This is a genomic window from Pseudalkalibacillus decolorationis, from assembly GCF_024609785.1.
Classification (GTDB): Bacteria; Bacillota; Bacilli; order Bacillales; family Fictibacillaceae; genus Pseudalkalibacillus; species Pseudalkalibacillus decolorationis.
In genome coordinates this window covers 33,965-60,861 of the sequence record NZ_JANHJQ010000027.1, presented here as the reverse complement: position 1 = coordinate 60,861, position 26,897 = coordinate 33,965, and the positions used below count along the sequence as shown (strand labels likewise).

Here is a 26,897-nt window from a genome sequence, read left to right as displayed (position 1 = left end):
AATATTAAAACTAATGGATTAAAAACGAGGTCATTATAGACAATTTTATTCAATAAAAAAGACGACTTTAAATTCAAAAAGTGAATTTAAGTCGTCTTTTTCAATACAGTAATCCATTTTACAGAAAATACGCTAGTTTTTCAGTGGCTTCGATAATGTCGGAGGAGTCTTTTTATCAAGCATTATTTTGCATTATTTCTTAGTATTTCAGCCTTATCCGTACGTTCCCATGGAAGGTCGACGTCCAAACGACCAAAATGACCATAAGCAGCAGTTTGCTTATAAATCGGTCGACGCAGATCCAGCATTCTGATAATCCCTGCCGGACGAAGATCAAAGTTATCGTTTACAAGTCCGACTAGGGTTTCTTCTGATACTGTACCTGTTCCGAACGTATCAACCGAAATCGAAACGGGCTGAGCAACACCAATCGCATAGGCTAACTGGACTTCACATTTGTCAGCGAGACCTGCAGCTACAATATTCTTCGCTACATAACGAGCCGCATATGAAGCAGAACGGTCTACTTTGGTCGGATCCTTTCCTGAGAAAGCTCCCCCGCCATGGCGAGCATATCCACCGTACGTATCAACGATAATTTTGCGACCTGTAAGACCGGCATCTCCCTGTGGTCCTCCGATCACAAAACGTCCAGTTGGATTAATAAAGTATTTTGTATTTTCATCAATTAACTTATTCGGTACAACTGGGTTAATAACATGCTCTTTTAAATCTTTTTTAATCTGATCAAGCGATATTTCTGGGTGGTGCTGAGTCGAAATAACAACTGTATCTACTCGTACTGGTTGATTGTTCTCATCATATTCAACCGTTACTTGTGTTTTGCCATCAGGGCGCAAATAGGGAACGATTTCTTTATTCCGTACTTCTGCTAAACGACGAGAAAGCTTGTGAGATAATGAAATTGGCAGCGGCATGAGTTCAGGCGTTTCATTACAGGCAAATCCAAACATTAACCCCTGATCACCTGCACCAATCGATTCAATTTCTTTTTCTGACAACTGCCCTTCTCTTGCTTCAAGAGCTTGGTCAACTCCTTGAGCAATATCCGCAGATTGTTCATCAATTGATGTCAGGACAGCACAAGTTTCATAGTCGAAACCATATTTTGCACGCGTATAACCAATTCCTTTAATGGTTTCACGTACAATCTTTGGAATATCTACATACGTAGATGTCGTAATCTCCCCCGCCACAAGAACAAGCCCTGTGTTTACAGAAGTTTCACAAGCAACTCGTGCATTCGGATCACTGGATAAAATTTCGTCTAATATCGCATCCGAAATCTGGTCACAAATTTTATCCGGATGTCCTTCAGTTACAGACTCAGATGTAAACAAACGTCTGCTCTTTGTCATATTGGTACCTCCTAGACGATTCAATTGAATCGAAGTAAATTGATACGGTACTCATTTCCGTAAGAAGGGCTCATATTTCCAAAATGAAACACCTTCATCGTCTTTGAGATTGAGGAATTGGAGAAAGAATTATCCTTTTAGTAGGCTATGATCAAAATTACCAATATGATCCTTTTCCTATCGGTTAAGTATGAAATAAACCTAGAAAATGCTAGCCTAAACATAAAAAAGGACTTCCGCATAAGGAACTGACGCGCTCCATTAGCCTGAACATTTCTGAAAAATGTTTTAGAGGAGGTGCCGGTATCCTTTGGGTAAGCCCAGGATCGTTGTATACCTTTCACCCTCTTATTTTACAGGTTAGCACCTTTTCACCTATGTTGGTGTCGGTTGCTGGGTTTCATTGGGCCTGTCCCTCCACCTACTCGGAATAAGAGTAGCCGTTCTCGCCATATCATAACGTAGTACCTCCCTTATGTCAACGGAATTGTATTACCTTATTATGGTCAAACTACATTTATAATCGTCTGTATCTATTAACACATCAATGGTAACTTTATGACCCACAATACATGTCTCTATTAGAGTAAAAACCTATTTATATAGCCTTACATGTTTCCCAAGTCACAAAATCGGAAAAGTAGTATACATTATTAAAATAAATATGTTATACTAATTCCGAAATGAAAAGCGGAAGCGCCCTGGTCAGGTACGACAAGCGCTGGAGATTCTGGAACATAACACGCTTTTTGTTGTTTGTGGAAGAATCGAAGCGACCTCGAGTACCTGGGCGCTGGAGCTAGACATCATAGAAAAGCGGAAGCGCCATGGTTAGGTGCTACCAGCGCTGGGGATTCTGGAACACACACGTTTTTTGTGTTTATAGAGGAATCGAAGCGACGATCTGCGCCCTGGGTGCTGGAGCTAAACATTACCTCTCCGTGGCTATATTTTATAACTATCTTCACATCCTAAAAAGGTGTTCAGAATTAAACTTTATGTTAAAAAGGATGGGTTTAAATGAATACAGCAGAATTTACTTCCTTAACAGAAGAATTATTAAGTAAATCGACAACTCAACAAAACTTATCAACTTCTATGCTAGTAGAAAAAGCATTGTCCCGAAATGAAGGCGTGCTATCCTCCACAGGAGCATTACAGGTTGAGACAGGAAAATATACTGGTCGTTCACCTAAAGATAAATTTATCGTAGCAGAAGAATCTGTTAAAGACAAAATCGATTGGGGTTCCGTGAACCAGCCAATCGATGAGGGACGCTTTAATAAATTATATAAGAAAGTGGTTGAATACTTAACGAAGAAAGATGAAGTATTTGTATTCCAAGGATATGCTGGTGCAGACAAAGCCTTTCAACTTCCCCTTCAAGTTATTAACGAATATGCATGGCACAACCTATTTGCTAGACAACTTTTCATTCGTCCAAATGAAGGCGAATTAAATAGCTTCGTTTCAGACTTTCAAGTTATCTCGGCTCCTGGATTTCAAGCAGATCCAGAAGTAGACGGGACGAACTCTGAAACTTTCATTATTGTTTCCTTTGAAAAGCGTGTCGTCCTTATTGGTGGTACAGAGTATGCTGGAGAAATTAAAAAATCCATATTCTCGGTTATGAACTTCTTGCTCCCTGAACAAGACATCCTATCTATGCACTGTTCAGCTAACGTTGGCCAGGAAGGTGATGTGGCACTCTTCTTCGGTCTGAGTGGAACAGGTAAAACAACGCTATCCGCTGATCCAAACCGTCGTTTGATTGGTGATGATGAACACGGTTGGGCAAACAATGGTGTCTTTAATATTGAGGGCGGTTGCTATGCAAAATGCATCAATCTTTCTCAAGGAAAAGAACCTCAGATTTGGAATGCAATTCGCTTTGGTACCGTTCTTGAAAATGTTGTTTCTGACAATAAAACACGGGTGGTAGATTACAGCAATACGACGCTTACTGAAAATACTCGTGCTGCATACCCGATTGATGCAATACCGAATGTAATTACGCCAAGTGTGGCTGGTCATCCAAATACAATTATCTTTTTAACAGCAGATGCATCTGGAGTCTTACCTCCAATCAGCAAGCTAACGAAAGACCAAGCAATGTATCACTTCTTATCTGGATATACAAGTAAATTGGCTGGAACAGAGCGTGGTGTAACTTCACCTCAAGCAACGTTCTCGACATGCTTCGGCTCACCGTTCCTCCCTCTTCCTGCCGTACGTTATGCAGAAATGCTTGGAGAAAGAATTGCTCAACATGACGTCGATGTTTATCTAGTCAACACTGGTTGGTCTGGAGGCGAATATGGAGTTGGGAAGAGAATGGATCTTCCGCACACTCGCTCAATGGTGCAAGCGGCACTTGAAGGAGAGCTTCGTTCAATCGATACAGTGAAGGATCCAATTTTCGGACTTCATATCCCAACCCAGTGCCCTGGCGTACCAGATCACGTTCTACAACCAAAGAAAACATGGAGCGATGCTCATGCGTATGACGTGAAGGCAAAAGAACTTGCCGGAAAATTCAGAAAAAACTTCAAGAAGTTCACAAACGTTAGCGAAGAAATCAAAAACGCTGGACCAACAATATAAGCAGGTAGGTAAGACCTGAATGGAGGAGAATTTGATCTCCATTCAGGTCTATTTTCTTTACCTCTAAAACCGATTGGAATCACCCCCTCTTTTTGTCACTTAGCATCCAGTCGAGTAAATCATGAGTGACCTGACGCTTTTTTCTCAGTGAAAAGTGATGATCACCCTCGTAATACCACGTTTCATAAATTTTCTGATGGTCCTTTAAAGCCTCTTCTAAACGCTTTGCATGCTCAAAGCCTACATTTTGATCGTAAATTCCATGAATAATTAAAACCGGAGCTTTTATATTCAGAACATCATGCAAAGGAGTACGTGCCTCATATCGTTCAGGAAATTTATACACAGAGCCTCCGACAACCCGCTTTAGCATTTTCCTTAGATCATTCCGCTCCTCATAGGTAAGCTTCATATCTGAGACACCACCCCAAACAACAACCGATTTGATCAGGTTCGGATAATGAGCTGCCGTAAATAAAGCCATCGCACCTCCACGTGAAAAGCCGAATACATGCAATGATTCAGAATTCACCTTCGCTAGATTTTGTAAGACAATTAACCCTTCGTACGCATCATTACGATCTTCTTTACAGAAATCCTCATTCCCCTCCCCGCCTTCATTCCCACGGTAATAAGGTGCAAAAACGACAAATCCTCGTGAGGCAAACTGAATAATTCGCGCCACTCGGACCTTTCCTACTTGTTTAATGCCTCCCCTTAGATAAAGCAATCCGGGAAATCGCTTTCCCCAAGTCGGTTGAGCAAGCAAGCCTTTTACACGATAGCCTTGACTTAAATAGGTCACCACGAATAATTGAATTTCTGGATGAGGGGAGGGATATCGTTGCATATGTTCAATGGTTGAATGACTCACTTTAAAGACCTCCAAATTTTAAAGAAAACTTGGTAAAGCCAAGCCTTTGGCGCCGGCTGAGCCTTAGTTGCGCTTATACTATAGAAAGTATTTTTATACTTTCTTAACGTGTAAAATAGGCGAACACACATATTCGAGTACCTTCATAGACTACTATATCTATAAGTGTGTGGAGGGAATAACGAATGAACAAGAGGTTTAGACGCCGATTTATTGGAGTATTTACAGCTTTATTCGCCCTATCTCTATTAGCTGTTGGCTGCTCAAACGACTCACAACAAAAGACGGATAAAGTACAAATTGCAGAAGTAACCCGGTCAATTTTCTATGCTCCCCAATATGTAGCAATCGAAAAGGGTTTCTTTGAAGAAGAAGGCATAGAAATTGAACTTACGACGACATGGGGCGGTGATAAGACCATGACCACCCTGTTATCAGACGGTGCCGATATTGCGTTAGTGGGATCTGAAACATCCATTTATGTCTATGCACAGGGCACAAATGATCCCGTAATCAACTTCGCCCAGCTTACACAAACAGATGGGACATTCTTAGTTGCACGCGAAAAGCAAGAGAACTTCTCATGGGATCAGCTGAAAGGCAGTACATTTCTCGGCCAGCGAAAAGGTGGTATGCCTCAAATGGCTGGTGAATTCGCCCTTAAAAAGCATGGGATTAACCCACATGAGGATATGAACCTCATCCAAAACGTAGATTATGCAAATATCCCAAATGCCTTTGCTTCAGGAACTGGGGATTATGTACAGCTATTTGAACCAACTGCAAGTAAGTTTGAAAAAGAAGGCATTGGTCACATTGTCGCTTCATTTGGTAAGGAATCCGGGAAAATTCCTTATACCACTTTTATGGCAAAAGAAAGCTATCTGAAGGATAACAAAGACCTGGTTGAACGTTTTACTCGCGCCTTATATAAAGGACAACAATGGGTGGATAGCCATAGTGCGAAGGAAATCGCAACTGTCATTGAACCTTACTTTAAGGATACCCCTACTGATTTAATCGAAACCGTAACAGATCGCTACAAAAGTCAGCATAGTTTCGCGACTAACCCCATTCTCGATACTGAGGAATGGAAGAACCTCCAAGAAATCATGAATGAGGCTGGTGAATTACCTCAACAAGTGGATCACAATGTACTTGTTAATACAGACATAGCAGAAAGTGTCGCTAAGTAAGAAAAGGGGGGATAAAGTTGCCGTTCTTGACAGTTGATCACTTAACCCATGCCTATTTCTCAACAAAGTCAGTCACCACAGCGTTGGAGGATATTTCACTTGAGATCGAAGAAGGCGAATTTGTCTCTTTCTTAGGTCCTAGCGGATGTGGCAAAACAACTTTGCTCTCTTTAATAGCGGGTTTATTACAACCGACTTCCGGTGAAATTACGATTGATCATCAGACCATCCATCGGCCACATAAAAGGATAGGTTACATGTTTCAACAGGATTATCTCTTGCCATGGAAGACGATTGAAGAGAACATCTACCTTGGATTAAAAATAAGGCGTACCTTGAATGACTTTAACCGTACACTTGCGCTTGGCTTACTAGACCAAATGAATCTTAAAGAAACACAATCAAAATTCCCACATGAACTATCAGGTGGGATGCGACAACGTGTGGCTCTTGTCCGCACATTAGCCACGAACCCATCACTTTTACTTTTGGATGAACCATTTTCAGCACTTGATTATCAAACAAAACTAAAGCTTGAAAATCTCGTATTTAAAACACTCAAGGAACATAAAAAAACAGCGCTTCTCGTTACCCATGATATTGGAGAAGCAGTAGCAATGTCTGACCGGGTTCTTGTATTTTCTGCGAACCCAGGCAGAATAAAGTCGATTTACACAATTCCTGAGCATTTACAGCGAATGAAGCCATTCGATGTAAGGCACCACAAGGATTATAACGAAATCTTCCAGAGTATCTGGGAGGAGTTGAACCAGCTTGAAGACAAAGATTGATCAGGCACACAAACATTTTTTACAAAAAGAACGCACGATAAAGTCACACGTTTTCTTTACACAATTACTGATTTTGATTGCCTTTATCGGTCTATGGGAGGTTGCTTCTAGGTTACAATGGATTAATCCACTTCTTTTCAGCTCTCCTTCAAGTATTGGAAGGCTATTTTATGAAAAAGTAGTGGATGGTACCCTTTCCATACATGTCGTCGTTACCCTAACTGAGACATTAGCAGGGTTTGTCATTGCAACCGTCCTAGGCACAACATTCGCGGCGATTCTCTGGTGGATCCCGTTCGTTTCCCGCGTTGCAGACCCTTACCTTGTTATTATGAATGCCATGCCTAAAGTCGCACTTGGACCGATATTGATTGTCGCACTCGGTCCTGGTTATTCTGCAATCATTGCGATGGGAGTATTGATTTCACTTATTATCACAACACTTGTCGTATATAATTCATTTCGGGAAACCGACCCAAACTATATTAAAGTCGTTCAAATGTTTGGTGGGAAGAAAATACACATATTTAAAGAGGTGACTTTGCCTGCTTCACTGCCTGCCATCATCTCTACGTTAAAAGTGAATGTAGGGCTTTCATGGGTCGGTGTAATCGTCGGTGAATTTCTCGTATCCAAGCAGGGCCTTGGCTACTTAATGATTTACGGCTTCCAAGTATTCAATTTCACGCTCGTTCTTTTGAGCTTATTGATCATTGCCATTATGGCGACAATCATGTATTCAGGTGTAGGTATCCTTGAACGAAAACTTAGAAACCGATGATGTAGATAGTCCTTATAGAAGGGTTCAAATAGGAGGATAAAAAGAGCCCCGTCGGTAAAAGCGATACGTCCTTCCCCTTTTTCAAGGAGGAAGAAATTCGATCGCTATTCATAACGGTCATTTTGAACATCCTCCTATAGTTCAATCTGTTGATCCGATAAATATGCCAAACTACGTTGAAGAACCTGATCTTTCATCATAAAACTATACTTGTTGTTATTTTCAAAAGAACGAGGTAAGTGTTTCAGTAGTAAAGGTCCATTCGTCTCGAAATAGTGGGCCTTTACTTTTAACTTTTCGATGGTTGCAAAGTATACATTCTTAATAATTGTACCGCCTTTTCCTCTCACTCGATACTGACCAAGATACGTTAATGCATCAACACTTGCACCCGTTTCTTCAAAAACTTCTCGTACAGCTGCTTCCTCCGCTGTCTCACCTTCTTCTACCTTCCCACCAGGGAACTCAATTCCCCTTCTGGGATGTTCAGTTAAAAGCCACTGACCTTTAAATCGGCAAAGCACCCAAACATGTTTCGGTGCTTTTGAATAAGGATGATCTGTAAAAGATAGTTCAACTGTATTCCGATAAAAATCTTGAAATGTGTATTGTTTCATATCAAAACTCCAATTGTCATTTGCCATATATCATATAACTTCCTCTTTTAACTATTGTATGAAAACTTATTAGCAATTGTCCAATAATCGTGTAAAGAAAACTTGGTAATGCCCTTAATCTATTCAACAAAGTTTCATACTACCTCACCTATAACCACCTAAGAAGGAACAGATCGGTCCTCGAATGTTGATCCGTTCGTTTTCTTGTACATTAGGAGTTTACATTTTTTTCATCAAGGGGGAAGTTAAATCGGGGCCATTTTACTATGCGTGGTCGATATATCAGATTCCGTGAACGATATAATTCAATCTGTGACCGAAATATCGGATTGCGTGGCCGAAATAATTCAATCCGTGGCCGATATAACGGATTCCATGTTGAATTAATGTTTGGGGTGGAGGTTAAAGCTTATTAAATCCCCAAAAAGGCATCTCAACTCAACCGTTATTTGACTTTCCCACCTAAATGGGTTGCAATGGATGAACTTTACATCGTTAAGTTGACGTTCCTTCGATTTATTCCTTGTAATAATCCAATACGTCATCCAAAAGCCCACTACAAATTTCAAAAAGACAACCCTAAATCCCTTTCAACATATAAATTCTGATCCTATAGCGCCAAGCTTGGTATAGTCATTATCTTAATGTACCAAAGAAAAACCTGAGAAGGGCGAAATCACTCAGGTCATTCTAGTTTCAATTTTAGGTTATATGGGCGAAAGTCAAAATATATGGACGAATTCGTACTTTTTTCTGCGAACTCAGAATTTTATGGGCGAAATACTCATCAAGTATTACTTGTACGTATATTGGACATCATTAATGATCCACTTTTCACCCTGTTGGCTAAAGGAAAGTTTAATTTGGTAGTTCCCGTAATGATCCGTAGTATTTTCCTGAGTTAACGTATAATGATCGTCATTTATTTTTGCTAATTTCGTAGGTTCTCCCATAACAATCCATGGGGGTAATTCAGTCGGAATCATATATAATTGGCCATTCTTTTCTTCATATAAACCATCAACATAATACCTTGCAACATCAGAGGCTGCATATTGATTTAAGTGATCAACAAGTTGTTCCTTATCTTTAAATGTTTGTACTTTATGTTGTTCGCTCGTTGGTTGTACAATTTTATCTATAAAAGATTCAGCGGCTTTAAGAAAGTCACCTTTTGTTGGTTGATCTCCTTGTGGTTGGTAGACTGTTGTAACTGTTTGTACTTTTCCTTTAGGTTCCTTCTCAACATTTACAGCTTCATCTGACATCGCCATTTCAGTAGGAAGTTCAATAGGTTCTATTGCATATTCTTTTTTTGAAAGTTCACCAGATGCTAAGTTTTGAGGTGTAGATGGTTGCCAGAACCAAAAAGCACTTAAGACGATTACAAGACTAGCACTAAATGAAAGAATTCCTTTCTTCACTTTTCTCTCCCCCTCTAAATTTGCATCATTCCTATTTTAAACAACTATTAAAAGTACTATACCTGTTCTATACCAAGCTAAAACATTTTCTAGACTCCTTTCAGTTCTGAATTTCGATAATATCTGAATTCCACTGAAAGTATCCGTTACCCTTCCCTAATCTCACAAAATCGTTCGTCAACTTTTTTAGTGTATAAGACATCCTGTTGAATATTAATCATATTACCTGAATAATGTATAAACATGCCGATTCGAATTACACAACATAAACTTCTGTATATAAAAAGGGTTGACTTATACATGCCCCGGATCTCTGTTAGAGCTCCTGACTGACATATTGAAATCAACCCCGCTTACGTTTTTAATTCATTGATGATTTTCTCACAGTTTTCCGTGAAATTATGAAACCCCAGTCTATCGATTCTAAAAATTGGTGATTCTGCCAGACTGTGAGCATATAGAACTTCAAGCTGCTGATATACTCGGAATAGCTGATCGGCCAAACTTGGATCTAGTTTTGCTATTTCATACTTAACCTCGTCCCATTCGTCGAGCCGAAACCAATAAATATCCTTCCACACCTTCTCGTTTCCTTGAATTTCTACATTTCCGTGTTCTAAAAAATCCTGAAGGCTTCCACCATTGGAAGGTTCCTTACGTAAATATAATTTCAAGTTTTCCTGCAGCTCCTGTAACAAAGTCGTTTTTGCAAGTTCCTTCGCTGTTTGCTGACGTTCAATTTTATCTGCTTTTGTTTTTAACTTTTGTCTTAACATAACAGCACCTACAGTAGATAAAACACTGACCAACATGGACACGATGAAATATGTCCATTCCATTATTAATACCTCCAGCTTGTACTTCCCCATTACATTATATGTTGCAGACATCTAAAGGAACTCAACGTTTTGCAGAAAAAATGAAAAAGGGCAAGCTGGAGTGTGTTTAACTTTTTACCTTATTTCCGTCTTCGTGTACCAACTCTATATTTACCAAATTCATATAAGCCTGTTGCCGCCAAGCCAGAAATTACACCTGACCAGATTCTTAGCACCCATTCTAACTCCGTTAATGGGTATGCCAACAAACCAATTCCGATTCCCATTAATAAACTAACTAATGAAACGTAACGCTTTGGTACCTTAAACGTTCGTTTTACCACTTCAGTTACACCCGTCACAATCGGAGCCATTAAGGAAGCAAACAATAATACTTGTTCAATCATCGCAATCTCCCCCAACATAAGTGGATTTTTGTTTAACTATTCCACGCGGCGTTTCTACTTTCCTTTATTTTCCGGCTAAATGGTCTAATCGTATGAAATAGCACATATAAATATTATATTTTGACTCGAACTTTTAAGAACATGAATACTTTTTCAATTAATTGAAATAATTATTATTAGAGGTTATGCACTAATAGTACGTGTTCAAAAAGGAGGACAAAAAGAGCCGAGAAGTTCGAGGCACGAAAATCTCGAGGACCGGAACGTATGCTATTAATACATGAGGACCGGAGAGATCGAGCAACGAAGAAATTCGACAGCTATTTTTACCGGACTTTTTGAACAACCTCTAATAGAGTTAACTTTTGAACCCCAGGAGTGAATAAAATGACAAAACAATATGACTTCTACCTTATTCAGTTAGAAAACAACAAACTAAATTGGTGGGAATATGCAAGAAAAGTTCCGACTAAGTTCCGTCCACCGATTTATTCGAATTACTGGACATATTTACGAAACAGGAAGACTGCATCTAAACGTTGGATTAAAGAAGCAGAATGGAGAATGGAGGCAAGAAGAAAGGGACTGCTAGACTATTAAACCGATAAAGGAAACTTGGCTATCATAAAGCTATTGCGCAGGTGACCCCCTTAGTTACACTTTACTTTCTTAACGTACGAAAAAAGGACCGACACAATGGTCAGCCCTTTTTAGAGTTTAAATTTGATTTTATTCGAATTAGTACCCTGCCTTATGTAGCCTCACTAATAAGTTGTTTAGCATTCGGACACGACTTTCTTCACTATTTTTTTGGCCAGTTTCAATGTCCGTTAGTTCACTGCTTACCAATTCAGACGCATATCTTTGTTGGACAACCACATCTAACAACAAAGCTTTTTCTTCTTCAGATAAACTGAGCATCGTTAAAGTCTCCATAAGAATCCCCCTTAAAAAGTTTCTTACTATATTATAAACATATAAGATAATAGTAGGAAGGGTTTTCATTAAAGTTATAGGGGGTCAAAATAATGGAAATCATTGAAACCTTTGGCACATAAGGATAACAACGTTTTTTAAAAACTAAATTTTCTGAAAAGATATTCTAATCCCATTATTACGATCGGGTTTACATTATTCCAATAAAACAATATTCGACAAATTCTACCTATGTGTTTTTTAACTTGTATGAGTTTCCAAATAGAAAAAGCCGATACCCGAATAGGAGTATCAGCTTTTTCTTTGGTATAGTTCTAATATGTTGTATAGGTTTGCTGAGAAACAAATTCTTTTTTACCCGTTATCATTAATTCATAATGAAGAAGTCTCAATTTAAATAGTGTTAACGGATCGTAGTATGCTTCAGGGTTTGCTTTCATTCTACTTAATACTTCCCGTTTTTCTTGTATTTCTAAGTGAGTTGTTTCTACCGTCTCATTCAGTACACGGAACGGACTTCTAAAGAATATCGTGATATCATTCTCCAAACCTCTTTCAAACAGCTCGAATTGCTGGAGAAACTTGCTTCTAATAGAGGCTGTTACATCATCATAATTTTCGTTTTCTAAATACTTTTTGTATTGGTTATACAGAATTGTTTTGTTTTGCGGAATAGATCCCAATAGCTTTCCTGCACTTTTCAACAAGAACTGAGCTGGCTTAAATCGCAGCAAAATATTCTCGTCTTCGATTTGAAATCTGCTTGTCATCCTGTCAATATCTCGCCGCCAATCATCGAGAATCTTAAAGTCGCATTTCAATTTTAATCGCTCTTCTTCACACAGTGTACTAAATGCTTCACACGTTTCATCTAAATAAGATTGACTTTGATTAAGCTCCTCATTCGATTTGAAAATCCATTCCTGAAGCAAATTCTTAAATTTAGGTAATGTTACTTCTTGTAAATAGCTTCGGATTTTTCCATTCATCTTTTCATTCAGTTCAAGGTGAATTTTTTGAAAACTGCTCTCTTCGGTAATTAAGTCTGAACAATCGCGTAATAGTTTCGGAATATTCTCTGTAAGTTCTTTATCAATATCCTCTTTGACTTCACAATAAGATTCTATAATTATATTCATTTTTTCCTTCTCTAAATCACCAAGATTCGTGTTGAAGCCATTTAACCTAACTAAAATATCTTCATTCCACCTAATCGATTCGAGTAATCCGTTTTCGACCTCTGCACGCTTTTCCACTAGATATGTTAAGATCTTTCGCATGAAAAATAATTGTTTGCCAATCCTTTTATCATCCTGACGTTTGTTGCTAAAGTGAAAGTTAGGTTTTATAAAATCGGCCAATGTACTTAGCTGTTGACCGCTTGAATCTAATGAAGAATAAGGGAAAACCTTTGCATTCGGGAAATATTGATTTATTCTGGTCTCGGTATCGTCTATGACTCTGATTGCTTCCTCTTCGCCATCAATCGCATCCGCTTTATTTAACAGAAAATGAACTGGGAAATCGGGCGCATTTTCTTGGATTTCGGCTAAAAATTCTTGTTCCTTCATCGTAAAAGGTGTGTTTGCATTCAGCACAAATAGCATGCCATCAGCCATATATGAATACTCTGAGACATTATTTCTTTCATTACCCGTTCCGTCAAGATTAGGAGTGTCAATCATTGTAAGCTTGTTTTCGTTTAAAAATTCACATGGCAGCCTAAATTCGATATATGCTTTCTCTTCATCTGTTTGACGGCTTTTCGTGTTTATATCATGAAAATTAGAAACGTCTGTAATAGCTCTTATTTCTGTGTTTGTTATTTCGTTAATTTCTGTACAAACATCATCATGAAACACAACAATGCTTGATGTTGGGCTTCCCACTATTTTTTCACCAAGTACAGAGTTAATAAATGAAGATTTTCCACTCTCGCTAGAACCGGCTATAAGGAGATGGTTCGTTCCAAAGTCGGTTAGCTTATTAATCCACCATTTAAATCTACCCTCGACTGCTAAGTCATTATTCTCCGCCCATTCCATAATAGATTCAAACAGGTTAAGACTATCTTCTAAGCGATTATTGTAGTTCCCGGAAACACGAGTCAGATTTCTTTGCGCATCCTTAATAACCGATGGGCCTATCCCCGAAGGAAACACTTCACTCCATGCCAATACTGCTGATGATACAACTAAAGATTGAGAGGAATTTGTAATGTTAAACCAATTCGTTAAAAGGTTTGGAATCACATGGTGCAGCTCTTTAACAAAATACCGTCCCCCAATCAATTCGAAGAATGCTTCCTGATAAAGAGCAGTAACCTTGTTCCAGGAATCTTCCTGCCTTACCTCAATATTCAAGAATAGATTATTAATGGTCTTCATCCATAATAAATACGTTTCTTGATCTTTGTAGTTGTGCCAAAGTGATGAAACTATTTCTTCAAAATATACTTGATCAACCCTAAATAAGGTCACTAATGGTTTATAAAAATAATCCGGGGCAATCGTTTGAGTTAGCCCGTCATCCACATATCCTTTTAGAATTTCAAACCAGTGTAGTGATTCCGATCGAATTGCTTCATCAACGGCAAGCTCAACTGCGCTATTCCAATCTGATTGCTCTTCATAAAAGCTACGGGCAAGTGCCGTCACATTCGGATAATCCGGATTTAAGGAAACAGCTCTTTTCATAACCTCATAAGCACGCTGGACCTTGTCTTGTGCGATGTAAAGTGAAAATAGTTGTAGCGCCACTTCAGCAGTAAGCGTCTTGCAGTCTGACGTAATTGATGAATAGATCTCTTCAGCGGTTGATAATAAACCCACCTCGAAATAAGCATCCCCAATATTCTTCTTTGCCCACGGCTCCAACTCATTACTAATATTCTCCCATTTAAAAATGGAAGCTTCAAAATCCTTGTTATGATAATAGATCTCACCTTGAGCAAAACGAATATAAGACAAATCAAACAATTCGTTCTCTTGTTCTGCCAAATAAGCTTGCCCAAGCACTTGAACAGGATGATTCTCTTCATTTTCCTTCATAAAAGCATTATAATACGTCTTTTTAATCAGATTTTTTTCTAATGTCATTTCTTCCCCCACCATTTATTTATAAATAGAAATTTATGAAAACCCCGCTATCGATCCTGCATGGTTCTATATTATCTCAACTTTCTCATCTCTTTCTATTATTCTAACAGAAATATTCACTGCATAATTTCTTATGTTCTTTTCTATTTAATATTAAACGATTTGTAAAAATATCAATACTAATTCATAAATTTTATATTTTCTTATTGGCTAAAGAAAACTTGGCTAGCGCCAAGCCTTAGCGTAGGCGATCGCCGTAGTTGCGCTTATACTATAGAAAGTATTTTTATACTTTCTTAACGTGCACTAAAAAACAACCCTGCGCTTGCAGAGTTGTTTCAAATAATTTAATCAAAAAAGGGCTGATCAGTTTTATCAAAGTCGGTTCCGTACTTCTCTTAATGTAACCCAAAAGTTACTGCGTTTTCCCGTTAAAAGAACGAATAATGTTGTCGTACTTCCCTTCATTCCCAGATAGATCCAGAGTATGATGCTTTGGTGGTTCCCAAATACCTAACCGGTTCCCATTCACCGAATAGATTGAACCAGAGTCCGGGCGTTCCGATAGGAGGGTTGAGATTAGAGTTGCAACATCATCTGGAGTTCCCATTTTCCAGTCTGAGGGAAATGGTTTTCCCTTTTTCCTGCTCTCCTCAAGAATCCACTCAATCACTGGTTTTGTCATATCGGTTTCAGCAACTGGGGCTACTCCATAAACGACAATACCAAATCGCTTTAATTCTTTGGCAAGTGTCCACGTCATCCCACCGATTCCTGCTTTGGCAGCACTGTAGTTTAATTGACCAGCTAGCCCTTCCATACCTGACTTCGAAGTTAGATTGATAATGACACCGCCGGTTTGGCGTTCTTTCATAGCAAGAACGGTGTATTTCGTACAGCCGAACGTTCCTTTCAGATGGGTTTCAATGACGTCATCCCACTCCTCTTCCGTCATTTTATATGAAATACGATCCCTTACAATGCCGGCGTTGTTAATTAATGCATCAATCTTACCGAATTCAGCTAATGCTCCATCAACCACCTGCTTACAGCCTGATATTGTGGCAACCGATGTTGAAATCCCGATTATTCGCGAGTGGTGCTTTTTCAAATCCTGCACGACCGCTTCGACTCGATCACGATCCCTGCCGTTTACAACGATTGATGCTCCTTCCATCGCAAGCCTTTCTGCAATAGACTTTCCAATTCCTCGTGTTGATCCTGTAATGATGATGACTTTATCTTCGTACACACTATACCTCCTAAACTTTAAAACAAACCAGTGTGGTCAATTTCCAACTAAATACAACGTTGAACCAGAGTCGCGATTCCCATGCCGCCACCAACACCAAGTGTGACAAGCCCATTGTTTTTGTTTCCCTTTTTCATTTCGTGCAACATCCGTGTCATTAAGACCGCACCTGATGCCCCGTATGGGTGGCCGAGTGCAAGCGCACCCCCACCGAGGTTGACAATTTCCTCAGGGATATCAAGCTCACGTAATGATGCTAACACTTGAGCAGCAAACGCTTCATTAAATTCCACAACATCAATGTCGTTTATAGTGAGATTCTGCTTTTTAAGTAACATTCGAACAGCGGGTACAGGGCCGATCCCAAGTAAATTCGGATCGACTCCCGCTACGCTAGAATCGACGAATCTAATTGATGGTAATAGGCCAAGTTCATCACTTTTGGTCCTTGAAGCCAAAAGTACAATCGCTGCCCCGTCGTTCATTGGACAGGCATTCCCTGCGGTTACCGTACCGTTTTCTAGAAAAGCCGGCTGCAAACGACTTAATTTTTCAATCGAAGTATTCGAACGAGGACATTCATCTGTCTCAATCAGGGTTCCATCCTGAAGCTTAACCGGAACAACTTCTTGTTCATACCTGCCTTCGGATCTTGCGAGAACAGCTTTTAGGTGGCTTTCGTATGCGTATTGATCTTGATCTTGACGGGAGATGTTGTATGCTCGAGCAACATTCTCAGCTGCAATTCCCATATCTGGATCACCTATTTCATCAGTAGAAAATCTCGCTCTTCCATATGTAAGCGGTCCAGAAGGATCATACAGATGGCTTGGTTTCTCCATTTTCCAGGGAGCAAGACTCGTGCTTTCTACACCTCCAGCAAGAACAAGGTCCGTTGCACCCGTTTGGATTAATCTTGCACCCATATTAATAGCTTCAAGACCTGATCCGCATTGTCGGTCTATCGTTAACCCTGGGACTGTTACAGGTAGTCCTGCTGTTAGACTAGACAACCTAGAAATATTCCCCCCAGGACCGACAACATTTCCTAAGATCACTTCGTCTACGTCCTCAGGACTTATACGATTGTTTTGTAGAAGGGATTGTATAGTCAGTGAAGCAAGCTGTTCAGGACGGACATTCCGCAAAACTCCGCCCATTTTACCAATCGGTGTCCGTTTCGCATCAATTATGAACACTTCATTCATAAGCTTAATCCCTCCTTTAAGGACTTTCTCGCTATTTTTCCGCTCGTTGTATAGGGAAAGTCAGTAACATTTCTATATTCCTTTGGCCATTTATACCGTGGAAGGCGTTCATTGCACACAACGTTTACTTGATCCAGAAGCTCTTCTTGATTCGCCCATTTAATATAAGCAACAATCCGTTCTCCCCAATAAGAATCCGGAACTCCTAAAACAGCACATTCTTCAATCTCTGGAATCGTTAACAGAACCTGCTCAACTTCCTCAGGGTAAACATTTAGCCCCCCACTAATAATCATCTGATTGGCTCTTCCCACAAGATGAATAAACCCATCTTCATCGAGGTACGCAATGTCACCAGCGGTTACCCAATCATTTTGAAAAACACGTGCTGTTTCTTCTGGTCTTTGATAATATTCTTTGAACACCATATTGCTTTTTATAAAGAGGGTACCAGGGATACCTGCAGCTACCTCATTAAAGGTTTGATCACGAATCGAAATTTGCACCCCAGTGAAAGGTCGCCCTACCGAACTAGATTTTGCGTTCGCTTCCGTATGCTTGAGAATGGATACAAAACTAAGTTCCGATGCACCGTAGAACTCGATACACTGGGCGTTCAGAAATTTGTTCTCAATATATTTTCGTCTTTCATGATTCCATTTTGCTCCTGAAGAAATGATCATTTCAACCGTTGGATAATGCTCACCTGGTAGATCAAACAAGGGTTCTAACATCGTCGGGACAACATAAAGAACAAGGCCTGTCCGTTGCTCAATCACCCCTCGAATTGTCTCTGCTGAAAAGGATTCCATTAAGTATACTGTTGCACCACTTGCTAAGGCATGGAACGTCCCATATAGGAACAAGGAGTGAACAAGAGATCCTGCTATTAACACCATGTGCCCTGAATTGATTACATATTCGAAGTCGGTATTCCGAAAGCTTTCTGTCCATGAATTTTGTGTACGAAGAAAGCCTTTCGGTTCGCCCGAAGTTCCTGATGTATAGCCTAAGTAAAAAACCGATTCCGGTGTTACTTCTGGGTATTGGCGCTCGGAATCGATATCCAAATGCTCGTCCCTTTTATTATCGATAAATACGACATGCTCGCCCCACGTAAGATGCTGATTTTTGTAAAATGAAAACTCCGTTACCAGTACATCTGGAGCACAGTCTTCTAAAATATTCTCAACCTGCTCCCGGGGAAGCTTTGGGTCAAGAGGCACCGTTTTCCAGCCTAATGAAGTCGCAGCAAGGAAATAGGTTATGAATTCAATTTTATTGTTTCGAAAAAAAAGTGCTATTGTACCTGATTTTTTGGGTGTTTTAGAATATAGAGTTCGCTTACATCGATCGATATACGTTATTAATGCTTCATAAGTAAGTGTTTCTGTCTGTGTCTGTATCGCAATGGCTTTTGGATTTCTTTTAGCCTGTTTTTCAACCCAATCTATAATCATTTTCATTTACCACCCTGTTCTTAATACTTGTCTCAATTAAACGGAAAGAAAGAGGCCGCCATCCAGTCTGGACGATACCTCTTTCAATAGCGTATCATATTCGTTCAAGTACATAGTCAGAAAGTTAGATTATGCAGCAAGTTTTTTCTCAGTCTTCTTTTTCGTAAGAACCGGATTGCTTCTTTTCATAGCAACGACAATAAAAGCTGCAGTTCCGGCCTTAATAAGGTCTCCTGGTATAAATGCAAGTGCAGAAATGGCCGTTTGCCCGATGGAAAGATCCAAGACAAAAGCCATAACCGGAATTCCAGCAGCATAAACGATGATAATGCCGCCAATAATGTTAAATAGAACGACCTTCCATACTTTTAACGATTTCCAGCTTTTTTCAACAAAATATCCAATGACAAACGCAGCGATCGGCCAGCTTAAAATATAGCCTGCACTTGGACCGACTAATTCATCAATTCCACCACGCATCCCTGACAACACAGGTAATCCAGACATAATTAATCCAATAAAAACAAGGAGGCTTAGAGCACCTAGGCGCGCTCCTAATAATCCACCTGCAAGCATAACCCCTAACGTTTGTGCGGTAATGGGTACAGGCGAACCGGGAACTGGAATCGGGGGGACCATTCCAAGAGCCCCGATAACCGCAGCGAGCATCGCGGCATATACGAGTTTAGCTGTTTTATTCAATTTCGTTCACTTCCATTCTTGACGTAGCATGTTTTTTGTACAAGACTAGTATGAAAGAATGGGATAGAAGTGTCAACCTAATTTTGTTTTATGTTAACACATTATAAAATCGTAGGTGAGTACACGTTGAAATGTTCAGAGACGTTTTATCAACAACCGACCTTAAAGCTAGCAACGGATTTACTCGGTAAAGAAATTAGATACCATAGTGAAAAAGGACAAGTAGCTGGAATAATTGTAGAGGTAGAAGCCTATAAAGGACCTGAAGATAAGGCAGCCCATTCCTTCGGTGGGAGGAGAACAAAACGAACTGAAATTATGTACGGACCACCTGGAGTTGTTTACATGTTTATGATTTACGGCATGCACCATTGTTTGAATATCGTATCTGGTCTAAAAGGGAACCCAGAAGCAATTCTGATCCGTGCGATTGAACCTACAACTGGAATTGATAGGATGCTTAAAAATCGATTCCCGAACAACTCTGGCACACTCGTCAAGTCAAAGTTCAAAACACTAACCAATGGACCAGGAAAACTGTGTAAAGCGCTTGGGTTAACGATGGAACAATACGGATGGTCGTTAACGGATTCTCCCCTCACCCTTCATCAAGGCATTGAAGTTGAAGATAAGGAAATTGAAGCAGGACCCAGAATTAACATCGATTATGCGGCTGAACATGTACATCTTCCATGGCGATTTTGGATAAAGGACAACCCATTTGTTTCGAAATAAAGAAAACTTGGCAATGCCAAGCCTTCAGCGCAGGCTGAGTCTTAGTTGCGCTTACACGTTAAGAAAAGTGCAAGCGCCTTGAAATAAAGGTTGCCTCTTAACCCCGATGTATTTAATCAAGGATTTTAGAGACAACCTTCGCTCTACACTTACTGCTTACTTGTTAATGAGAAGGATTAAATTCCTTAATTTCCAGATCGTCGCTAGAAAGCTTTTGCTTCTCTTTAGAACTAACGGAAATCAAGCCAACTAATTGAGCAACCTTCTTCTTCCGATTCGTATATCGGAATAGGGTAATCAAGTACCAAAACAAGATAATCGTTCCTGTTTTCAACACAATTTCAGGACTTATCGTTAACCCATTGAAATCGATAATATCTAAAATATACGAAGCTGCAATTCCAAATAAAAAGGCAACAATCCAGACACCAGGACGTAAATCCCGATAACCCCTGTGAAGCGTATGTACAAAGGATGTAAGCAATCCTAACTCTGTTGCATTATACTGATGTAATCGGTTTTTCGTAAACTTCAGATCGGGAACAATCCCATTTGACCTTTTACCATCGGCTAGTTCTCTGAAAAACAGCTCAAAATCTATGAAACTCGCAAGGCTGTTTTCAACGTTGCGATGCATGTAGTTATGATACATGTACCATCGATAAACAGCTTCGACAACTCTTAATCCACTGTAAAGAAGTAGAGTAACGAGAGCAAATTGTACCCAGAAGTTTTCTAGCATAAAATCAAGAAACGCCCATATCGCTACAAATAACGTTTGGAGCTTTGTCATGAATAATGAAATAACTAGAAGAATGAGATCTGTAAACGAATCCACGAAAGTAGCCTCCTGTTAACCTATTAACACCATCATACCATTTCCATAACAAAAAATGACAGGCTTATTTTTTGTTTTCTGACAATCATACAAAACAAGAATATTATCCATGATTGTGTACATGGTTACCCCCCATCCTCCCGCACTACAAGCGAAAACTATTTAAGTGTAAGTGTGAACATCCTATTTAAGGGGATAGTCTTATTTTGGAGGTATACTAATGAGAATAGTGTTTTTTGAAAAAGGGGAATTAATGATTATCGTCGGTTCTTCTAAGCTAAAAGGAGAACTAACTATAGAACAAATCAAGTCTGAAAGTGAAAAAAAATCAAAAGAACTTTCGCAACTTCTTGGGCGTGAAATTGGATTTATGATCGATATGAACGGAAAGCTAAATTCAGATATGTCAATTAAATAAGTACGATTAAGGGACTGACCACTAATTCGATTGAAATCGATGTATGGTCAGTCCCTTTTTTTCCACATTAAGAAAGTATAAAAATCAGATGCATAGATGCAATGTCTAGCTCCAGCGCCCAACCCCTTGGAACACTTCAGGCCACNTCAGTCCCTTTTTTTCCACATTAAGAAAGTATAAAAATCAGATGCATAGATGCAATGTCTAGCTCCAGCGCCCAACCCCTTGGAACACTTCAGGCCACCTGTCAGGTTACGAGAAGCGAGAAGTTCAAGGAAGTGAAGTTCAGAGGACCGGAGTTTAGTTTATCTAAATGAGGACCGTATGAACAAAACTGACGAAGAAATTCGACGCTAATCGTAGGCTGACTCAGGCGGCGACAGCCTCCTCGTCGGCCTTCCAGTGATCTTCGGGGCTAACCCGGGCGCTTGCGCTTTTCTTACCACGTTAAGAGAGTATAAGTACAACTAAGATATGCCTACAAAGTTTGCGTTTCCAAGTTTTCTTTATCGTACCTGAACAGGGCGCTTCTGCTTTTCTAAGGTATCAGACCCTGCTCCTTCATTCCTTCAACAACCCTTTCTGATATTAGTTCATACCCTCGAGGATTAGGATGGATAAAGTCGCTGAAGTACGACTTTTTATCTTTCCGCAAAAATATATTTGAAGTTGGGATAAAATAGGTGTTACGAAATTCTTTTGTCATTGAAAACGTCGTATTGTTCCATTTCTTCAATACTTTACTGATTTGATTATGATTCATCAGGTTACTGTAAGGATCATACATCCCCAACATGATGAGCGGTGCGTGTTGATTATCTCTCCGGATTTGGGCAATAATTTGGTTTAAATTCATTTCAAATTGTTTTCTTTTTCGCTCCATAACCAATGGGTTTATGTTTTGAAAATCCCGTCTTGCTGCCTGTATAAAGTCATTCGTACCGATAAATAGAAAGATATAATCCGCCTGCCCTATCGCCTGCTGGGCCTCTACATTTTGAATGTGTACCATAATTTGATCTGACCGATATCCCCGTACAGCATACCGCCGTAAATAGACCTCTTTATTCCATGCATAGCTTAATTGTTGTTGCACACGACCAATATACCCAACCTTCTTGGGATCACCACTGCCAAAGGTTAATGAATCTCCAATCGCCACCACCTGTATCGCATTTGGATTTTGTGCGGCATTCACTGATAGCTTATTATCGATGTAATTAATCCCGATGATGAGTCCTGTAATAAGACAAACCCATACACCGTTTCGAATAGTCTTTTGAAGCATCGTTCATTCCTCAATTCTAACAGTTAGGACATGTTCTAAACGTTCAACATCCTATTTATGAAAGTAGTCTTCCCTTGTATAGCCAAACTCTTCCCATAAATGATAGACATCATGCTCGATTGTGTCAACTGAAGTCAATCTTTTCACTAAACCACATACCCCAAATGTTACTAATAAAAACGCAACACAAGCAAAAATCAATGTTGCCATCCTAGTTCCCTCCCATTTTTCAAATCTTGTTAAGACAGTGTATGGACGGGATCAGGATAGTAGAACAGATCAGAAAAACACAGGAGAGTAATTTACATATTTTTTAACAAAACAGTAAAAGCTAGATAGGAAAATATTAGAAAAAGGGAGATTTTTGCGATGAATAAAAAGATTGTATCTCTGTTTTCAGTTTTTGTTATGATGTTAGGACTTGTAACAGCATGTGGGAGTCAAGGTACCTCAGAAGCAGAACAAGTAGAATCCAAGCCAACTGCTTCACAGTTTGCAAGTGAAAATTCAAACCATCCAGCTTCTGCAACGGCGGAGCTTTATAATGCCCAAAAGGAAAAAATCGGAACTGCACAATTTACTGAGACAAAGCAAGGAGTTGAGATTCACCTAAAAGCCTCCAAGCTTTCTCCAGGGAAACATGGATTCCACATTCACGAAACAGGGAAATGTACACCGCCTGATTTCAAATCTGCTGGTGAGCATTTTAATCCAACTTCAAAGGAACATGGATTTGAAAACCCGCAAGGATTCCATGCTGGTGATTTACCAAACATCGAAGTTGGCCAAGATGGCATGGTAGAAACGACAATGGTGACTAAAAAGGTAACGCTGCAAAAGGGTAAGCCGAATTCACTTTTTGATAAAGATGGCAGTGCACTTGTCATTCATGCAAAACCAGATGATTACAAAACAAACCCAGCTGGAGCAGCCGGAAAACGTGTTGCCTGTGGTGTGATTAAACCAGCGAAACACTGATTAGGAGCTAAAAAACCGGTGGCTTCAGCACTGTACTCGTAATGTTCGGTGCTCGGATTTGCGATGATTCAGCGCTTGAACCCTGATATCCGGCGCTTAAGCCCTTTTGTCCGGCGTTCAAACCCTTTTGTCTGGCGCTCAAGCCCTTTTGTCCAGCGCTGAAACAAGTATACATTATGAAGGCCTGAGGGAGATCCCCTCTCTCCCTTCAGGCCTTTGTTTCACGTTAACAAAGTATAAAAGTTTGCTGCATAGATGTGATGTCTAGCTCCAGCGCCCAGCCACTTGGATCACTTCAGTCCCTCTGCGGCGGCGACAGCCTCCTCGAAGGGACTTCCAGTGACCTTCATGGCTACCCAGGGCGCTTGCGCTTTTCTAATCAAAAATCATATTTAATTATACAAAGTCTATTCAAAAGTTAACATGTCCGTTCGATACCGTTCGATTTGTATTCTCGATACATCATACCCGATACCTGCTTGTTTTGAACAGATGATGGAACCTTGCTCCACAATAATCTCGGGATCAATAATATCTTCACTCCAATAATTTGCTGATGCTGAAATATCACCAGGTATCGTAAAACCCTCGAGTGTTGCAATGGCGATATTGTGAGCCCGTCCGATACCGGTTTCGAGCATCCCCCCAGCCCATACATTCACACCATGTTCCATGCAAAAGTTATGGATTCGGATCGATTCAGAGGGTCCGCCCACCCGACTCATTTTGATGGCGATAACCTTTGAACTTCCCAAGTTAATCGCTGTTTTTGCATCATCTAAAGACGAAATACTCTCATCTAGACAAATTGGGGTGGATAAATGCTGTTGTAATTTGGCATGATCCACAAAGTCTCTGTGCCCAAGTGGTTGTTCAATCATCATAAGCCCATACTGATCCAATTCTTTTAAATAGTCGAGGTCATTCAAAGTATAGCTAGAGTTCGCATCTGCCATTAGAGGAACGTACGGAAATCTATTACGAATCGCCTGTACTGTTCTAATGTCAGAACCTGGCTGAATCTTAACCTTAATCCGCTTATACCCTTGCTCAACAGCAGCTTCAACTTTTTGTAGCAGCGCACCTTCATTAGACTGCATCCCAATTGCAATGCCAACATCAATATCTCCCTTAATTCCCCCGAGCATTTTATATAGGGGCATTCCTTGATCCTTTGCAAATGCATCCCAGAATGCCATTTCCATACATGATTTCGCCATATGTTGACCACGGTATTTATTGAAAATACTTCTTAAATCATTCGGGTGTTGATAGATTCTTTGTTTCATGATCGTTGGAATTAGAAATGTTGAGAGTGTATAACGACAGCTTTCAATCGTTTCTTCGGTATACCACGGAGTGCTGAAGGCTGAACATTCCCCCCAGCCGACTATACCATTTTCAAACTCAACTTCACTAATAAGAAACTCCCTTTTTTCAACGTTCCCAAGGGCGGTCACAAACGGACTTTTCAGTTTCATTTCCACTGTATGAATAGTGATCTTCTTAACCTTCATTATTTACGTCCTTTAATAAACGATGGAGCTCTCTTCTTAACAACTTGTTGGAGGCATTCCGAGGTAAAGCATCCACAAACTGAACCCTACTCGGAACCTTATACTTAGCGAGCCGCTTTTCACAATAACCGACAAAATCGTGTTCAGTCGTATTCGTTCCATCCATCAAAACGATAAACGCTGCGGGAGTTTTGCCCCATTTTTTATCGTCTATTCCAATTACTCCAGCTTCAGCTACATCTTCATGTCCTATAAGACACGCCTCTACTTCTGCTGGATAAACATTCTCCCCTCCAGAAATAAATAAATCATTGCGACGATCGAGAACATACAGGAAGCCTTCTTCATCCAGATAGCCAATGTCACCCGTTGCAAGCCAACCATCATTGAACCTTTCATTGTTCACCGCTTCTTTTTTGTAATAGCCAGTCGTAACATTTGGTCCCTTAATAAAAATTTCCCCCTCACCTGTATTCACGTGATCTTCAGTTACAATTTTAATTTGGGAGGGGAATAACGGTTTTCCAGCTGAACCAAGTTTTCGTAAACTATCTTCAGGTGCAAGTGTCACAATTTGTGAGGAAGATTCTGATAATCCATACGTTTGGTAAACAGGAATGTCCTTTGCCTTACACGTTTCTAGAAGGGGGAGCGGTGCTGGACCTCCTCCTAAAAGCATACATCGGAACGACGATGGATAGGGTAGTTCGCTCTCCAAGCCAAGAACTTTTGAGAGCATTACCGTAACGACTGAGGCAATTGTAATACGCTCCTCATGAATGGATATATTAAATTTAACAGGGTCAAACGAAGCGTGGAGAACCATGGCTGTTCCGTACATGACGCTGCGCATAACGATCGACAAACCGCTTACATGAAAAAGGGGAACACAGCAAAGCCACCTGTCATCTTCTTGAATGCCAAGATTTAAAGCTGAGCCTGTTGCACTCCACCAGTGGTTTCCATACGTCAGCATAACCCCTTTTGCATAACCGGTCGTTCCAGATGTATAAATAATGGAGTGTAGGTCGTCGAGATTAATCGTATCAAAGAGCTCAATATCTTCTATTCGAGTACGTTTTACATCTTCAATAAACAGAACATGATTAAAAGGTAATTGTTCAGCAATCGAAGTATGGTGTTGGTCGACAATAAGCCAGTCCGCATCAGAATCCCCCAACTGGTAGGACAATTCTCTTATTGATAAACGTTTATTAAGAGGGATTAATACAGCACTAAGATAATGAATCGCATGGATTAAAATAACGGTATCCGGGGTATTATCCATCAAAAACCCTACATGCTTCCCTTGCTTTACACCATGAGTAGATAGCTTTTTCGCCAATTCTCTAGCGGAATGATCCAGTTCTTCGTAAGTCCATTCCATCCCTTCATAAACGAGCGCGGTTCGGTTTGGTGTTATGTATGCCCGCTGGGAAAGCCAATTTTTCATTTCTAGGTTCGCCATCGTATTTTTCCTCCAAAATTGTTTGTACGGAGTTTTATGTAAATATGTTGGGCATGCGCCGCCCAATCTAAACAAAACGTTTGCCCAAAATTATTTTGTTTCATAAAT

The 26,897-nt window shown here is 40.0% G+C and carries 25 protein-coding genes and 1 riboswitch; of the genes, 8 read left to right on the top strand and 17 right to left on the bottom strand.

The features are described from left to right. Positions 1-182 precede the first annotated feature (182 nt). A complete protein-coding gene (gene metK, locus NON16_RS20425; RefSeq protein WP_257351268.1) occupies positions 183-1,379 on the bottom strand; it encodes a methionine adenosyltransferase in 1,197 nt (398 codons plus the stop codon). Between the two features lie 345 nt (positions 1,380-1,724). After that, positions 1,725-1,816: riboswitch (SAM riboswitch) on the bottom strand. 583 nt (positions 1,817-2,399) lie between these two features. Between metK and pckA the strand changes: the two genes are divergently transcribed. Continuing rightward, entirely contained in the window at positions 2,400-3,983 is a 1,584-nt protein-coding gene (pckA, locus tag NON16_RS20420; protein WP_257351267.1) for a phosphoenolpyruvate carboxykinase (ATP), read from the top strand. A 79-nt stretch (positions 3,984-4,062) separates the two neighbouring features. Here the strand turns inward: pckA and NON16_RS20415 are convergent, their stop codons facing one another. Beyond that, entirely contained in the window at positions 4,063-4,833 is a 771-nt protein-coding gene (locus tag NON16_RS20415; RefSeq protein WP_257351271.1) for an alpha/beta hydrolase family protein, read from the bottom strand. Positions 4,834-5,042: 209 nt separating this feature from the next. Between NON16_RS20415 and NON16_RS20410 the strand changes: the two genes are divergently transcribed. From NON16_RS20410 to NON16_RS20400, 3 genes are read left to right on the top strand one after another with little or no spacing between them, the layout of a single operon-like run. Next, positions 5,043-6,053 (top strand): ABC transporter substrate-binding protein, encoded by a 1,011-nt coding sequence (locus tag NON16_RS20410; RefSeq protein WP_257351266.1) that lies wholly within the window; start codon positions 5,043-5,045, stop codon positions 6,051-6,053. 17 nt (positions 6,054-6,070) lie between these two features. Further along, positions 6,071-6,844: an ABC transporter ATP-binding protein gene (locus NON16_RS20405; protein WP_257351265.1), complete on the top strand. Its 774-nt coding sequence runs from the start codon at positions 6,071-6,073 to the stop codon at positions 6,842-6,844. Next, on the top strand, positions 6,828-7,625 hold the full coding sequence (locus NON16_RS20400) for an ABC transporter permease (protein WP_257351264.1): 798 nt from the start codon (positions 6,828-6,830) through the stop codon (positions 7,623-7,625). The genes NON16_RS20405 and NON16_RS20400 overlap by 17 nt, the downstream gene beginning before the upstream one ends. 134 nt (positions 7,626-7,759) lie before the next feature. Here the strand turns inward: NON16_RS20400 and ytkD are convergent, their stop codons facing one another. From ytkD to NON16_RS20380, 4 genes are all read right to left on the bottom strand, one after another. Beyond that, positions 7,760-8,242, bottom strand: coding sequence for an RNA deprotection pyrophosphohydrolase (ytkD, locus tag NON16_RS20395; protein WP_257351263.1), 483 nt, complete (start codon positions 8,240-8,242; stop codon positions 7,760-7,762). Between the two features lie 794 nt (positions 8,243-9,036). Continuing rightward, positions 9,037-9,666, bottom strand: coding sequence for a hypothetical protein (locus NON16_RS20390; RefSeq protein ID WP_257351262.1), 630 nt, complete (start codon positions 9,664-9,666; stop codon positions 9,037-9,039). Between the two features lie 353 nt (positions 9,667-10,019). Next, positions 10,020-10,505: a hypothetical protein gene (locus NON16_RS20385; protein ID WP_257351261.1), complete on the bottom strand. Its 486-nt coding sequence runs from the start codon at positions 10,503-10,505 to the stop codon at positions 10,020-10,022. Between the two features lie 119 nt (positions 10,506-10,624). Further along, positions 10,625-10,891, bottom strand: coding sequence for a holin (locus tag NON16_RS20380; RefSeq protein ID WP_372508852.1), 267 nt, complete (start codon positions 10,889-10,891; stop codon positions 10,625-10,627). Positions 10,892-11,278: 387 nt separating this feature from the next. Here NON16_RS20380 and NON16_RS20375 point away from each other — a divergent pair, with 387 nt between their 5' ends. After that, a complete protein-coding gene (locus NON16_RS20375; protein WP_257351260.1) occupies positions 11,279-11,491 on the top strand; it encodes a hypothetical protein in 213 nt (70 codons plus the stop codon). 138 nt (positions 11,492-11,629) lie between these two features. Here the strand turns inward: NON16_RS20375 and abbA are convergent, their stop codons facing one another. From abbA to NON16_RS20345, 6 genes are all read right to left on the bottom strand, one after another. Beyond that, entirely contained in the window at positions 11,630-11,827 is a 198-nt protein-coding gene (abbA, locus tag NON16_RS20370; RefSeq protein ID WP_257351259.1) for an antirepressor AbbA, read from the bottom strand. Positions 11,828-12,141: 314 nt separating this feature from the next. Next, the gene (locus NON16_RS20365; RefSeq protein WP_257351258.1) at positions 12,142-14,925 is read right to left on the bottom strand and encodes a dynamin family protein; all 2,784 of its coding nucleotides are present in this window, start codon (positions 14,923-14,925) and stop codon (positions 12,142-12,144) included. Between the two features lie 415 nt (positions 14,926-15,340). Continuing rightward, positions 15,341-16,177 carry an SDR family NAD(P)-dependent oxidoreductase gene (locus NON16_RS20360; RefSeq protein ID WP_257351257.1) on the bottom strand — a complete coding sequence of 279 codons (837 nt, stop codon included), beginning with the start codon at positions 16,175-16,177 and terminating at the stop codon, positions 15,341-15,343. A gap of 47 nt (positions 16,178-16,224) precedes the next feature. Continuing rightward, positions 16,225-17,385 carry a thiolase family protein gene (locus tag NON16_RS20355; RefSeq protein WP_257351256.1) on the bottom strand — a complete coding sequence of 387 codons (1,161 nt, stop codon included), beginning with the start codon at positions 17,383-17,385 and terminating at the stop codon, positions 16,225-16,227. Continuing rightward, positions 17,382-18,845: an AMP-binding protein gene (locus tag NON16_RS20350; RefSeq protein WP_257351255.1), complete on the bottom strand. Its 1,464-nt coding sequence runs from the start codon at positions 18,843-18,845 to the stop codon at positions 17,382-17,384. Before NON16_RS20350 ends, NON16_RS20355 begins: the two co-directional genes overlap by 4 nt. Positions 18,846-18,974: 129 nt before the next feature. Then, positions 18,975-19,514 (bottom strand): biotin transporter BioY, encoded by a 540-nt coding sequence (locus NON16_RS20345; RefSeq protein ID WP_308216640.1) that lies wholly within the window; start codon positions 19,512-19,514, stop codon positions 18,975-18,977. Between the two features lie 159 nt (positions 19,515-19,673). On the opposite strand from NON16_RS20345, the gene NON16_RS20340 reads away from it, so the two are divergent. Beyond that, positions 19,674-20,282 (top strand): DNA-3-methyladenine glycosylase, encoded by a 609-nt coding sequence (locus NON16_RS20340; RefSeq protein ID WP_257351253.1) that lies wholly within the window; start codon positions 19,674-19,676, stop codon positions 20,280-20,282. Positions 20,283-20,445: 163 nt separating this feature from the next. Here the strand turns inward: NON16_RS20340 and NON16_RS20335 are convergent, their stop codons facing one another. Next, the gene (locus tag NON16_RS20335) at positions 20,446-21,120 is read right to left on the bottom strand and encodes a hypothetical protein (protein ID WP_257351252.1); all 675 of its coding nucleotides are present in this window, start codon (positions 21,118-21,120) and stop codon (positions 20,446-20,448) included. A gap of 220 nt (positions 21,121-21,340) precedes the next feature. Between NON16_RS20335 and NON16_RS20330 the strand changes: the two genes are divergently transcribed. Then, complete coding sequence (locus NON16_RS20330) at positions 21,341-21,538, top strand: hypothetical protein (protein ID WP_257351251.1); 198 nt, start codon at positions 21,341-21,343, stop codon at positions 21,536-21,538. Between the two features lie 538 nt (positions 21,539-22,076). Here NON16_RS20330 and NON16_RS20325 read toward each other — a convergent pair. Both NON16_RS20325 and NON16_RS20320 read right to left on the bottom strand, forming a co-directional pair. Further along, positions 22,077-22,826, bottom strand: coding sequence for a GDSL-type esterase/lipase family protein (locus tag NON16_RS20325; protein ID WP_257351250.1), 750 nt, complete (start codon positions 22,824-22,826; stop codon positions 22,077-22,079). 51 nt (positions 22,827-22,877) lie between these two features. Continuing rightward, complete coding sequence (locus tag NON16_RS20320; RefSeq protein WP_257351249.1) at positions 22,878-23,036, bottom strand: hypothetical protein; 159 nt, start codon at positions 23,034-23,036, stop codon at positions 22,878-22,880. Between the two features lie 159 nt (positions 23,037-23,195). Between NON16_RS20320 and NON16_RS20315 the strand changes: the two genes are divergently transcribed. After that, a complete protein-coding gene (locus NON16_RS20315) occupies positions 23,196-23,804 on the top strand; it encodes a superoxide dismutase family protein (RefSeq protein ID WP_257351248.1) in 609 nt (202 codons plus the stop codon). Positions 23,805-24,211: 407 nt separating this feature from the next. Here the strand turns inward: NON16_RS20315 and menC are convergent, their stop codons facing one another. Both menC and NON16_RS20305 read right to left on the bottom strand, forming a co-directional pair. Beyond that, entirely contained in the window at positions 24,212-25,321 is a 1,110-nt protein-coding gene (menC, locus tag NON16_RS20310; protein ID WP_257351247.1) for an o-succinylbenzoate synthase, read from the bottom strand. Beyond that, the gene (locus NON16_RS20305) at positions 25,311-26,789 is read right to left on the bottom strand and encodes an o-succinylbenzoate--CoA ligase (RefSeq protein ID WP_257351246.1); all 1,479 of its coding nucleotides are present in this window, start codon (positions 26,787-26,789) and stop codon (positions 25,311-25,313) included. The genes menC and NON16_RS20305 overlap by 11 nt, the downstream gene beginning before the upstream one ends. Between the last annotated feature and the right edge of the window lie 108 nt (positions 26,790-26,897).